The organism is Pseudomonas sp. MWU12-2020 (assembly GCF_023100605.1).
Lineage (GTDB): Bacteria > Pseudomonadota > Gammaproteobacteria > Pseudomonadales > Pseudomonadaceae > Aquipseudomonas > Aquipseudomonas fluorescens_H.
In genome coordinates, this window is the sequence record NZ_JALMEX010000007.1 from 45516 (window position 1) to 59149 (window position 13634).

Sequence of the window (13634 nt, forward strand, 5' to 3'; positions counted from 1 at the left end):
AGAGCGGAGAACCATGTAACCAAGTTGTCACAGCAACTTGCCTAGATGGTTCACTCATCTGATCAACTAACGATGGATAGGTGAAACGCACCATAAACATCCTCTACACGGCCAAGGCTGCGCCCCTGTAAATGTGCTCGCCTGAGCACCCAACCGCTTGATCTACGGGCCTTACGCCCGACATCAGGTGGACTAGACACATGCACAAGCATCTTCCGAAAAGAAGATCAGCTGCATAACAGGGCAAGTCATAACAACTAAGGCCTAGTTGCGCACATCTTGAGTGCACTTATTTAGACACTCGGAACTTAGTATGCCTGCACACGGCATTGTGGCGCCTGCATGCCGCACTTTCGAGTGCACTATGACCGCTGAACACCATTAACTCCGGCCATCTAATGGCTTGATAAAACACAGAGGTAATTGCGATGCGCATCAGCATATTTGGTTTGGGTTACGTTGGCGCAGTGTGTGCCGGTTGCCTGTCTGCACGGGGCCACGACGTGGTTGGCGTCGATGTTGCCAAAGACAAGATCGACATGATCAACGCCGGCAAATCGCCGATTGTTGAACCGGGTCTGGGCGAACTGCTGGCGCAAGGTATCGAGACCGGTCGTCTGCGCGGTACGACCAACTTCGCCGAGGCGATTCGTGACACCGACCTGTCGATGATCTGCGTTGGTACGCCGAGCAAGAAGAACGGCGACCTGGAACTGAACTACATCGAAGCGGTATGCCGCGAGATCGGCTTCGTGCTGCGGGAAAAAACCACCCGCCACACCATCGTGGTGCGCAGCACCGTGCTGCCGGGCACCGTCGCCAACGTGGTGATCCCGATCCTCGAAGACTGCTCGGGCAAAAAGGCCGGCGTCGACTTCGGTGTGGCGGTCAACCCGGAGTTCCTGCGTGAATCCACCGCGATCAAGGACTACGACCTGCCACCGATGACCGTCATCGGCGAGTTCGACAAAGCCTCGGGCGACGTTCTGCAATCGCTGTACGAAGAACTCGACGCGCCGATCATCCGCAAGGACATCGCTGTCGCCGAAATGATCAAGTACACCTGCAACGTCTGGCACGCGACCAAAGTGACCTTCGCCAACGAGATCGGCAACATCGCCAAAGCGGTCGGCGTCGATGGTCGTGAAGTGATGGACGTGGTCTGCCAGGACAAGACCCTCAACCTGTCCCAGTACTACATGCGCCCGGGCTTCGCCTTCGGCGGCTCGTGCCTGCCGAAAGACGTGCGCGCCCTGACCTACCGTGCCGGTTCGCTGGACGTCGAAGCGCCGCTGCTCAACTCGCTGATGCGCAGCAACGAATCGCAAGTGCAGAACGCCTTCGACATCGTTGAAAGCCACGACAAACGCAAAGTCGCCCTGCTCGGCCTGAGTTTCAAGGCCGGTACCGACGACCTGCGCGAAAGCCCGCTGGTGGAACTGGCCGAGATGCTGATCGGCAAGGGCTACGACCTGAGCATCTACGACAGCAACGTCGAGTACGCCCGTGTTCACGGCGCGAACAAGGACTACATCGAGTCGAAGATCCCGCACGTGTCGTCCCTGCTCAATTCGGACTTCGATTCGGTGGTCGACAACTCCGACGTAATCATCCTCGGCAACCGCGACGAGAAATTCCGCGCGCTGGCTCAGGAAGCACCGCAAGGCAAACAGGTCATCGACCTGGTCGGCTTCATGGCCAAAGCCACCAACGCCGGTACGCGCACCGAAGGTATCTGCTGGTAAGTCAGCCTTCCGGCCGGGGGATTTGAACCCCCGGCCGGTTCTTCGCCTGCCTTAACCCCATCGGGCCACCCGACAGGCTCGCCCGAGATAGAGACGGATGCAGATTATGCACAGGCTAAAGCACGGCCTACTTCAGGCCGCCGGTTGGCTGTTTTACCTCAGTTTGTTATTGGGCCTGGCCTTGATGCTGCCCACGTCCACATTCGACTCCGAGTCGAAGGACTTCATTTTCCTGATTGGCGCCGTGGGTATCTGGCGCTACTCGATGGGTGCAACGCACTTTGTGCGCGGCATGATTTTTCTCTACATCGTTTACCCGCACCTGCGCCGCAAAGTGCGCAAGCTGGGTAAGGCGGCGGACCCGTCGCATGTGTTTCTGATGGTCACCAGTTTCCGTATCGACGCGCTGACCACCGCGCAGGTCTACAGCTCGGTGATCCGCGAAGCCATCGACTGCGAACTGCCGACCACCGTGGTCTGCTCGATCGTCGAAATGTCCGATGAGCTGCTGGTGAAAGCGCTGTGGGCGCGGATGAATCCGCCAGAGCGCGTGAAGCTCGACTTCGTGCGCATTCCCGGCACCGGCAAACGTGATGGCCTGGCCTACGGTTTCCGCGCGATCTCCCGTCACCTGCCAGACGACCGCGCCGTCGTGGCGGTGATCGACGGCGACACCGTGCTCGGCGAAGGCACCGTGCGCAAGACCGTGCCGTGGTTCCAGCTGTTCGGCAACGTCGGCGGCCTGACCACCAACGAGTTCTGCGAAGTGCGCGGCGGCTACATCATGAGCGAATGGCACAAGCTGCGTTTCGCTCAGCGCCACATCAACATGTGCTCGATGGCCCTGTCCAAGCGCGTGCTGACCATGACCGGGCGCATGTCGGTGTTCCGCGCCACCGTGGTCACCGATCCGGAGTTCATTGCCGACGTCGAAAGCGACTCGCTGCAACACTGGCGCCTGGGCCGTTTCAAGTTTCTCACCGGCGACGACAAGTCGAGCTGGTTCAGCCTGATGCGCCTGGGTTACGACACCTTTTACGTGCCGGACGCCGCGATCAACACCGTTGAGCACCCGCCGGAAAAGAGCTTCATCAAGGCCAGCCGCAAACTGATGTTCCGCTGGTACGGCAACAACCTGCGCCAGAACTCGCGAGCACTGGGCCTGGGTGTGAAACGCCTCGGCGCCTTCACCTCGGTGGTCCTGTTCGACCAGCGCGTATCGATGTGGACGTCCTTGCTCGGCCTGACCGTGGCAATCATCGCCAGCTTCAAGTACGGCGGCGCGTTCATCCTCGCCTACCTGCTGTGGATCGGCATCACCCGGCTGATTCTGACCCTGTTGCTGTCGTGCTCCGGTCACCGGATCGGCCCGGCTTACCCGGCGATTCTCTATTACAACCAGATCGTCGGTGCGCTGGTGAAGATCTACGTGTTCTTCCGCCTCGACCAGCAATCCTGGACGCGCCAACCCACTTCCCTGACCCGTGATCTCGCCAGCTTTCAACGTTGGTTCAACACCTGGTCGTCTCGGACCATGACCTTCTCCGCCGGCAGCATTTTCGTCGCCGTGCTGCTGATGATGGTCTGACCGCCCCCTTATTGAATTAACAAGGAAATCGCCCCTATGAATACCGCCGTCAACGCCAACGTAGTGCATGAATCCGAAGCCCAGCGTCAGCACGCCCGCGTAAAAATCCCGGCCAAACTGCGCTTTTTCGGCCACGACCGGACGCCGCTCGAAGCGCGGGTCCTCGACCTGTCCGCCGGTGGCCTGGCGTTCAACGCCGGGCAGATGCCGCTGACCGTGGGTGAGGTGCACAAGGCACGCCTGCAATTCGTCATCGACAACCTCGGCCTGGCCATGGACGTCGAGCTGCAGATCCGCTCCTACGACCGCCAGACCGGCCGCGCCGGTTGCCAGTTCCAGAACCTTGAGCCGCAGGACATCTCCACCCTGCGCCACCTGATCACTTCGCACCTGGCCGGCGACATCGTCAGCATGGGTGAAGTACTGGCGACCCTGCAGCGCGACAACTTCACCAAGGCGCGCAAGGCCAAGGACGGCGGCAGCGGCATGACCCCGTTCGGGCGTCTGAAAGCCGTGACCTTCAGCGCCGGCATCTTCGCCATCGGCCTGGTCGCTTTCGGTTTCGTCTTCAAGTCGGTGTACGGCATGTACTTCGTCAGCCATGCGCAAGCAGGTCTGGTCAGCGTACCGGGAATGAACATCACCATGCCGCGTGACGGCACCGTGCAGAGCCTGGTCAAGTCCGACGGCGTCGCCGCCAAAGGCGCCCCGCTGGCGACCTTCAGCACCAGCATGCTCGACGTGCTCAAGGGCCATCTGGACGAAGACCAGTTGCAACCGGCCAAAGTTGAAGAACTGTTCGGCAAGCAAATGACCGGCACCCTGACCTCGCCGTGCGATTGCACTGTGGCCCAGCAACTGGTGGCGGACGGTCAGTACGCGAGCAAGGGCGATGTGATCTTCACCCTGGTGCCGCGCAACACCCAGGCCACCGTCGATGCACGCTTCTCCTATCGCCAGTTCGGCGACGTGCGCCCAGGTACGCCAGTGAGCTTCCAGATCGCCGGCGAAGACCAGACCCGCACCGGCAAGATCGTCAGCAGCACCAGCCTGAAAAGCGCCGACCTGTCCTCCGACATCCGGGTGCAGATCCAGCCGGACGAACCGCTGGACAGCAGCTTCGCCGGCCGCCCGGTGGAAGTGAACAGCGACCGTGGCCCGAACCTGAACTGGCTGATCGACAAAGCCATGGCTGCCGGTCTTTAAGTCGAGGACATGCCTGTGACTACTCCTATCTTGAACACACCGCCGAACCTGTGGGAGCGAGCCTGCTCGCGAAAGGATCAGCGCGGTTTGTCTGATGTACCGAGTCGACTGCTTCGCGAGCAGGCTCGCTCCCACATGGGGTTGATGGTGTGCTCGCTGGCGCTGGCCGTCAGTCTGGCCGGTTGCGCCGGCCTGCCCGACCAGCGTCTGGCCAACGAAGCGCTCAAGCGTGGCGACACCGCCACCGCCGCGCAGAACTACCGCGCACTGGCAGATCTGGGTTACAGCGAGGCGCAAGTCGGCCTCGCCGATATCCAGGTCGACAGCCGCGACCCCGAGCAGATCAAGCAGGCCGAGGCGACCTACCGTGCCGCCGCCGACGTGTCGCCACGGGCCCAGGCCCGTCTCGGTCGCCTGCTGGTGGCCAAACCGGGTTCGACCGAAGCCGAGCACCACGAAGCCGAAAGTCTGCTGAAAAAAGCAGGTGCCAATGGCGAAGGCAATACGTTGATCCCGCTGGCGATGCTCTACCTGCAATACCCGCACAGCTTCCCCAACATCAACGCCCAGCAGCAGATCGATCAGTGGCGCAAATCCGGCTACCCGGAAGCGGGTCTGGCGCAGGTGCTGCTGTATCGCACCCAAGGCACTTACGACCAGCATCTGGATGACGTGGAGAAGATCTGCAAAGCCGCGCTCAACACCACCGACATCTGCTACGTCGAACTGGCCACGGTCTATCAGAAACGTGCCCAACCGGAGCAACAGGCCGAGCTGATCAAGCAGATGCAGGCCGGTTACAGCCGTGGCAGCGTCAGCGCGCAGCGCGTCGATTCGGTGGCCCGTGTGCTGGCCGATGCGACCCTGGGCAAGACCGACGAGAAGACCGCGCAGTCGCTGCTCGAACCGATCGCCCCGGGCTACCCGGCATCGTGGGTGACCCTCGCGCAGCTGCTCTACGACTTCCCGGAACTGGGCGATGTCGATCAGATGATGCAGTACCTCGACAACGGCCGCGCCGCCGATCAGCCGCGCGCCGAACTGTTGCTGGGCAAGCTCTACTACGAAGGCAAACTGGTGCCGGCCGACGCGAAAGTCGCCGAAGAACACTTCCAGAAAGCCGTCGGCCGCGAAGTCGCCGCCGACTACTACCTCGGCCAGATCTACCGCCGTGGTTACCTGGGCAAGGTCTACCCGCAGAAGGCTCTCGACCACCTGCTGACCGCTGCGCGCAACGGCCAGAACAGCGCCGATTTCGCCATCGCCCAACTGTTTTCCCAAGGCAAGGGCACCAAACCCGACCCGCTCAACGCCTATGTCTTCAGCCAATTGGCCAAGGCGCAGAACACTCCGCAAGCCGATGAACTGGCGACCACCCTCGCAGCGCAATTGCCGCCCGAGCGTCTGGCCGAAGCCCAGCGCCTGCTGCAACAGGAACAGGCCAGCCGTGGCGCCCTGAACCAGAACACGCTGCAACTGCACGCCCTGCAAGAAGAAGACGGCGAGGAAGCCCTATGAAGTTGAATCCCTTTGTGAAGGCCGGTATTGGCCTCACGTTCGCGCTGATCTGGTCTTGCCCGACACTGGCCGCGATCACTGAAACCAAGAACTTCGGCCTGGAAGTGAAAATCACCGGCCAGTCCGAAGACGACCGCGACCTCGGCACCGCACCCGGTGGCGACGTCAACGGTGTGGGCCTGGACCTGCGTCCATGGATCTACGGCGAAAGCGGCGCGTGGAGTGCCTACGCCATGGGCCAGGCCGTGACCTCGACCGACATCATCGAAACCGACACCCTGCAGCAAGCCGACGGTGCCGAAACCACCGACAACAGCGACCGCAAAACCAAGAAAAACTACCTGGCGATGCGCGAATTCTGGGTCGGCTACAGCGGCCTGACGCCGTACCCCGGCGAGATGCTCAAGCTCGGTCGCCAGCGCCTGCGCAATGACGACGGGCAATGGCGCGACACCAACATCGAAGCGCTGAACTGGACCTTTGACACTACCCTGTTGCGCGCCAACGTCGGTGTCGCCGAACGCTTCAGCGAATACCGCACCGACCTCAAAGAGCTGGCGCCAAAAGACAAGGATCGCCTGCACGCCTACGCCGATGCCGCCTACCAGTGGACCCCGGGCAACTGGGTCGGCATTCGCGGCCACCACACCCACGATAACGGCAAGCTCGATTACGCCGAACCGGGCGTGCCCCGCGACACCCTCGACAAAACCCAGAACGGCGACATCAGTTGGCTCGGCCTGACCGCCGACAGCGACGCCTACAACTGGCGCAACACCAACACCGTCAATTACTGGGGCAGCATCACCGGCATGAGCGGCGACCTCGATTCGGTCAACCCGCTGAACGCCGATGGCAGCCGTCCGGCGCAAGCCAAGCGCAGTGATGACATCAACGGCTGGGCCACCGACCTTGGCGTGCGTCTGCGCCTCGATCCGCAGTGGCAGGTCGGTGCGGCCTACGCCCGCGCCAGCGCCGATTACCAACAGAACGGTCTGGAAAGCAACCGCTCCAACTACACCGGTACCCGCTCGCGGGTGCACCGTTTCGGCGAAGCGTTCCGTGGCGAAATGAACAACATGCAGACCGCCACCCTGTTCGGTTCGTGGATGCTCAACGACCAGTACGACGCCAGCCTGATCTACCACAAGTTCTGGCGCGTGGACGGTAACAAGCCGGTGGGCAGCAACGGCATCAACGCCGTGGAAAACAACACCGACGACGTCACCGGCGCGATCCTCTCCAGCACCTCGCTGCCGCTGCAGGATGGCAACAAGGACCTGGGTCAGGAAATGGACCTGGTGGTGACCAAGTACTTCAAGCAGGGCCTGTTGCCGGCGGCGTTGAGCCAGTCGATCGACGAACCTTCGGCGCTGGTGCGTTTCCGTGGCGGCGTGTTCAAGCCCGGTGATGCCTATGGCAGCCAGGTCGATTCGTACATGCACCGCGCGTTCATCGACGTGATCTGGCGCTTCTGATGCAAACCGCCAAGGGAGTGCCCGACATGCACCATGCAAGGAAAGGCTCGCTCAGCCTGTTGGCCGGCGCCATGCTGCTGGCCTCCGCTGGCGCCTTCGCCACGGTGGAACCGGCCAAGCCTGTGACCACCACCAAAGAGCTGCAACAAGCCAAGACCTACACCGTCAGCAGCGCGCCGACCGAGGCGCTGGAACTGGCCAAGCCGACACTGCCCGACCTGTCCGGCTTCACCGCCGAGGCGGCTGCCGCGAAGATCAATCGCAGCAAACCGGGCAAGATCAGCGTGCGCCGGATGATGCAGGAAGACGCGCTGAAGGACTTCATCGGCGGCGACAACAAGATGGCCGAATGGGTGGTGCGTCAGCACGGCATCCCGCAGGCGATCTTCGTTGACGACGGCTACCTGAACCTCAAGGATCTGGCGCAGAAGCTGCCCAAGCAGTACTTCAGCGAGACCGCGCCGGGCGTGTACCTGGCGAAGCTGCCGATCGTGGTCGGCCGCAAAGGTATCCTCGAAATCGACGGCCAGACCCAGGAATTGCGTCTGTCGCAAGAGGCCGGTTCGTTCCTGGTCAACGACGGTCAGCTGTTCGTGCGTGACACCAAAGTCACCGGCTGGCGCGAGAAGGACAACGGCCCGGCGACCTTCCGTTCGCCGAAGGAATTCCGTCCGTTCCTGCTGGCCTGGGGCGGCACCGAGACCTACATCGTCAACAGCAAGATGGCCAGTTTCGGCTACGCCAACAGTAAGTCGTACGGGGTGAGTATTTCCCAGTACACGCCGAACATGGCCAAGGTGCTCAAGCGTCCCGAGCCGACCGGCTGGATCGTCGGCTCCGAGTTCTCCGACATGTGGTACGGCTTCTACTGCTACGAGACCCGCGACTTCGTGGTCAAGGGCAACACCTATAAGGACAACATCGTCTACGGCATCGACCCGCACGACCGTTCCCACGGTCTGATCATTGCCGAGAACACCGTCCACGGCACGAAGAAGAAGCACGGCATCATCATTTCCCGTGAAGTGAACGACAGCTTCATCTTCAACAACAAGAGCTACGACAACCACCTCTCGGGCCTGGTGATCGACCGTAACAGCGTCAACAACATCATCGCCTACAACGAGATCTACAAGAACCACACGGACGGCATCACCCTCTACGAGTCCGCCGACAACCTGCTGTGGGGCAACAAGGTCATCAGCAACAAGCGTCACGGCATCCGCATTCGTAACAGCGTGAACATCCGCCTCTACGAAAACGTCGCCATGGCCAACGGCCTGACCGGCGTCTACGGCCACATCAAGGACCTGACCGACACCGACCGTGACATCAAGCTCGACCCGTTCGACGCGCAAGTCTCGCTGATCGTGGTCGGCGGTGAACTGGCGGCCAACGGCAGCGGCCCGATGGCCATCGACTCGCCATTGAGCGTCGAGCTGTATCGCGTATCGATGCTGGCGCCGACCAAATCCAGCGGCATCAGCTTCAACGGCATCCTCGGCGAGCGCCAGGATGAAATTCTCGACCTGCTGGTGCGCCAGCAGAAAGCCGTGCTGATCGACCCTGTCGAACGCCAGACCGAAATGCGGGACTGAGGATAATTTTATGCACCCACACTTGATCAAATTACTCAGCCTGTCGGCCCTGACCGTGGGCATTCTGGCGGCCAGCAATGCGGCTCGTGCAGACGAGACCGCAGCACCGAAGTTCACCGCCGAACCGTGCTGCAACCTGTGCCCGGCCGCGCATGACGCGAAGAACTACACCACGCGTTATCAGCAGAACTTCACCACGCTGGTGCAGGCGCAGGGCGACTGGTTGTTCCGTACGCAGGAAGATTTGCGCACCGAGTTCAACACCACCCCGGCCGGCTACAAGCGCCTGCAACAGCTGCACGATGCGTTCAAGGCCAAAGGCGTCGAACTGGTGATCGTCTATCAGCCGACCCGTGGCCTGGTGAACCGCAACAAGCTCAACCCGCAGGAAAAAGCCGCGTTCGATTACGAGAAAGCGCTGGGCAACTACAAGACCATGCTCGGGCGTTTCGCGCAGATGGGTTACGTGGTGCCAGACCTGTCGCCGCTGACCAACGAATCGCTGCCGGACACCCTGCCCGCTCACGATTTCTACTTCCGCGGCGACCAGCACTGGACGCCATACGGCGCTCAGCGCACGGCGAAAATCGTCGCCGAGAAGGTCAAGCAGATCCCGGCCTTCGCCGACATTCCCAAGCGTGAATTCGAGACCAAGCGCACCGGGCGCATGGGCAAGACCGGCACCCTGCACAACATGGCCGGGCAACTGTGCGGCACCAGTTACGCGATCCAGTACATGGACCAGTTCACCACCGAGCCGAAAGGCGAGGCCGGTGACGGCGACCTGTTTGGTGATTCCGGCAACCCGCAAATTACCTTGGTCGGGACCTCGCACAGCGGCAAGAACTACAACTTCGCCGGCTTCCTCGAAGAGGCCATTGGCGCCGATATTCTCAACGTCGCCTTCCCCGGCGGCGGTCTCGAAGGTTCGATGCTGCAGTACCTCGGTAGCGACGAATTCCAGAAGACCCCGCCGAAGATTCTGATCTGGGAATTCTCGCCGCTGTACCGCCTCGACCAAGAGACCATCTACCGCCAGATGATGTCGCTGCTCGATAACGGCTGCGAAGGCAAAGACACGCAAATGTCCGCCAGCACCACGCTCAAGCCCGGCGGCAAACAGGAACTGCTGGTCAACAGCAAAAACCTGAATCTGCAGAACAGCAGCCATCAGGTCGACATCCGCTTCGCCGACACCTCGGTGAAAACCCTGCAAGCCACCCTCTGGTACATGAACGGTCGCCACGAGGACATCAAGATCGAGAAACCGGAAACCTCCGACACCGACGGTCGTTTCGCCTTTGAGCTGCGCACGGACGAAGACTGGGCCTCGCAAAATCTGCTGGCAGTCGAAGTCCAGGGCCCGGAAGCGGGCACCGCGCCGCAAAAAGTCGAAGCGAAAATCTGCAAACGCAACGTATTCCCGGGCGCTGGGCCACAAACCGCTCAGGTCGGGCAATGAGGTCTGCTATGCGAAATCGAACGATCAAACACTTGCTTGCACCATCCCTGCTGACCCTGGCGATGTTCGCCGGGGCCACTCAGGCCGCCGCGCCACTGCGTCCGCCGCAGGGCTACTTCGCCCCTGTGGATAAATTCAAGAGCGGCGACAAGAGCGAAGGCTGCGACGCGATGCCCGCGCCGTACACCGGGCCGCTGCAATTTCGCAGCAAATACGAAGGCTCGGACAAGGCCCGCGCAACGCTGAACGTGCAGTCGGAAAAAGCCTTCCGCGACACCACCAAGGACATCACCACGCTGGAGCGCGGCACCGCCAAACGGGTGATGCAGTTCATGCGCGACGGGCGCCCGGAACAGCTCGACTGCACCCTCAACTGGTTGACTGCGTGGGCCAAGGCCGATGCGTTGATGTCGAAAGACTTCAATCACACCGGCAAGTCGATGCGCAAATGGGCGCTGGGCAGCATGGCCTCTTCGTACATTCGCCTGAAGTTCTCCGACTCGCATCCACTGGCCGAACATCAGCAAGAAGCGCAGCTGATCGAGGCGTGGTTCAGCAAGATGGCCGATCAGGTGGTCAGCGATTGGGACAACCTGCCGCTGGAAAAAACCAACAACCACTCGTACTGGGCGGCTTGGTCGGTGATGGCGACTTCGATCGCCACCAACCGTCGCGACTTGTTTGATTGGGCAGTGAAGGAATACAAGGTCGGGGTCAATCAGGTCGATGCCGACGGCTTCCTGCCCAACGAACTCAAGCGCCAGCAACGCGCCCTCGCCTATCACAACTACGCCCTGCCGCCACTGGCGATGATCGCCAGCTTCGCTCAGGTCAACGGGGTCGATCTGCGCCAGGAAAACAACAGCGCGCTGAAGCGTTTGGGTGACCGGGTGCTGGCCGGGGTGAAAGACCCTGACCAATTCGAGAAAAAGAACGGCAAAGAGCAGGACATGACCGACTTGAAAGAGGACATGAAATTCGCCTGGCTCGAACCGTTCTGCACCCTCTACACCTGCCCGCCGGATGTGATCGAGAAGAAGCACGGCATGCAACCGTTCAAGACCTTCCGCCTCGGCGGCGACCTGACCAAGGTCTACGACCCGTCGCATGAGAAGGGCAACAAGGGTTCATGAAAGGCGAACAGCAAAAGCCCCTCACCCTAACCCTCTCCCGGAGGGAGAGGGGACTGACCGAGGTGTTTTTGAGAAATCCGCCGACCTGATACATCGAGTCGATCTCAGGTGTTGAAAAACAATCGAGATCAAGCTGCACAGAAATACCGAGCCGATCTCGATATTGGCAGCGCCAGAGATCAGGCTCCCTCTCCCTCCGGGAGAGGGCGGGGGGTGAGGGTAAGATTTCAAGTCCCTCCGCAACCCTGAAAGAAACACGCATCACCCCTCCAATAGCACGGGGGGTTTGGGGGGGCTTTGGCCCTTGACTGTTGGTTCAAACATGGAGAGATCGGGATGGTATTTTCATCCAACGTGTTCCTGTTTCTGTTCTTGCCGATCTTTCTCGGCTTGTACTACTTGAGCGGGCAACGCTATCGCAACCTGTTGCTGCTGATCGCCAGCTACGTGTTCTACGCGTGGTGGCGGGTGGACTTCCTGGCGCTGTTCGCCGGCGTCACCCTGTGGAATTACTGGATCGGCCTGAAAGTCGGTGCTGCCGGCGTGCGTACCAAACCGGCACAGCGCTGGCTGCTGCTCGGCGTGGCAGTCGACCTGTGCATCCTCGGCTACTTCAAATACGCCAACTTCGGCGTGGACAGCATCAACGCGATCATGAGCTCGTTCGGTTTGGAGCCGTTCATTCTGACCCACGTGCTGCTGCCGATCGGCATCTCGTTCTACATCTTCGAGTCGATCAGCTACATCATCGACGTGTATCGCGGCGACACACCGGCTACGCGCAACCTGATCGACTTCGCGGCGTTCGTGGCGATTTTCCCGCACCTGATTGCCGGCCCGGTTCTGCGTTTCCGCGACCTCGCTGACCAGTTCAACAACCGCACCCACACCCTCGACAAGTTCTCCGAGGGCTGCACGCGGTTCATGCAGGGTTTCATCAAGAAGGTCTTCATTGCTGACACCCTCGCGGTGGTCGCCGATCACTGCTTCGCCCTGCAAAACCCGACCACCGGTGATGCCTGGCTCGGCGCGCTGGCGTACACCGCGCAGCTGTATTTCGACTTCTCCGGTTACAGCGACATGGCCATCGGTCTGGGCCTGATGATGGGTTTCCGCTTCATGGAAAACTTCAAGCAGCCGTACATCAGCCAGTCGATTACCGAGTTCTGGCGTCGCTGGCACATCAGCCTGTCGACCTGGCTGCGTGACTACCTGTACATCACCCTCGGCGGTAACCGTAAAGGCACGCTGATGACCTATCGCAACCTGTTCCTGACCATGCTGCTGGGTGGTCTGTGGCACGGCGCGAACATCACTTACATCGTTTGGGGCGCCTGGCACGGCATGTGGCTGGCGATCGAAAAAATGCTCGGCATCAACACCGCGCCGCGCAGCCTCAACCCGATCCGCTGGGCGTTGACCTTCCTGCTGGTGGTGATGGGCTGGGTGATCTTCCGTGCCGAAAACCTGCACGTCGCCGGGCGCATGTACGGCGCGATGTTCAGCTTCAGCGACTGGTCGCTGTCGGAACTCAACCGTGCCAGCCTCACCGGTCTGCAAGTGGCAACTCTGGTGGTGGCGTACGCAACCCTGGCGTTCTTCGGTCTGCGTGATCTGTACACCAACCAGCCTCCGGTGAAGAGCAAACCTGAAGTCAACGTCGAGGCCAACGGCCCTGCCACCACGACCCCGGGCATGATCAAAGCCGCGCCTGGCGAAAACCCGGCGAGCATCCACGAGCCTGGCTACACCGTCGGCGTCGAAGCCCAGGTGCAACCGGCCTACTGGACCGCGGACTGGTCACGCTACGTGATGCGCGGGCTGATCCTGCTGCTGTTCATCGCCTCGATTCTCAAACTCTCGGCGCAAAGCTTCTCGCCGTTCCTTTACTTCCAGTTCTGAGGGA

Annotated in this window: 9 protein-coding genes; all 9 read left to right on the top strand. The window is 61.0% G+C overall.

What is annotated here, in order from left to right; genetic code table 11:
* Positions 1 to 428: 428 nt before the first annotated feature.
* Complete coding sequence (locus M0814_RS17175) at positions 429 to 1745, top strand: UDP-glucose/GDP-mannose dehydrogenase family protein (RefSeq protein ID WP_112997818.1); 1317 nt, start codon at positions 429 to 431, stop codon at positions 1743 to 1745.
* Between the two features lie 103 nt (positions 1746 to 1848).
* Complete coding sequence (alg8, locus tag M0814_RS17180) at positions 1849 to 3333, top strand: mannuronan synthase (protein ID WP_177434733.1); 1485 nt, start codon at positions 1849 to 1851, stop codon at positions 3331 to 3333.
* A 36-nt stretch (positions 3334 to 3369) separates the two neighbouring features.
* Positions 3370 to 4539: an alginate biosynthesis protein Alg44 gene (locus M0814_RS17185; protein ID WP_103484929.1), complete on the top strand. Its 1170-nt coding sequence runs from the start codon at positions 3370 to 3372 to the stop codon at positions 4537 to 4539.
* Between the two features lie 9 nt (positions 4540 to 4548).
* Positions 4549 to 6057 carry an alginate biosynthesis TPR repeat lipoprotein AlgK gene (gene algK / locus M0814_RS17190; protein ID WP_247868510.1) on the top strand — a complete coding sequence of 503 codons (1509 nt, stop codon included), beginning with the start codon at positions 4549 to 4551 and terminating at the stop codon, positions 6055 to 6057.
* Positions 6054 to 7535, top strand: coding sequence for an alginate export family protein (locus M0814_RS17195; RefSeq protein WP_103484931.1), 1482 nt, complete (start codon positions 6054 to 6056; stop codon positions 7533 to 7535). The genes algK and M0814_RS17195 overlap by 4 nt, the downstream gene beginning before the upstream one ends.
* 26 nt (positions 7536 to 7561) lie before the next feature.
* Positions 7562 to 9133, top strand: a complete 1572-nt coding sequence (gene algG, locus M0814_RS17200; RefSeq protein WP_103484933.1) for a mannuronan 5-epimerase AlgG — start codon at positions 7562 to 7564, stop codon at positions 9131 to 9133.
* 10 nt (positions 9134 to 9143) lie between these two features.
* The gene (locus tag M0814_RS17205) at positions 9144 to 10595 is read left to right on the top strand and encodes an alginate O-acetyltransferase (protein WP_003221844.1); all 1452 of its coding nucleotides are present in this window, start codon (positions 9144 to 9146) and stop codon (positions 10593 to 10595) included.
* Between the two features lie 8 nt (positions 10596 to 10603).
* Positions 10604 to 11728 (top strand): mannuronate-specific alginate lyase, encoded by a 1125-nt coding sequence (locus M0814_RS17210; protein ID WP_103484932.1) that lies wholly within the window; start codon positions 10604 to 10606, stop codon positions 11726 to 11728.
* Positions 11729 to 12064: 336 nt separating this feature from the next.
* Positions 12065 to 13630, top strand: a complete 1566-nt coding sequence (locus M0814_RS17215; protein WP_103486488.1) for an MBOAT family protein — start codon at positions 12065 to 12067, stop codon at positions 13628 to 13630.
* Positions 13631 to 13634 lie beyond the last annotated feature (4 nt).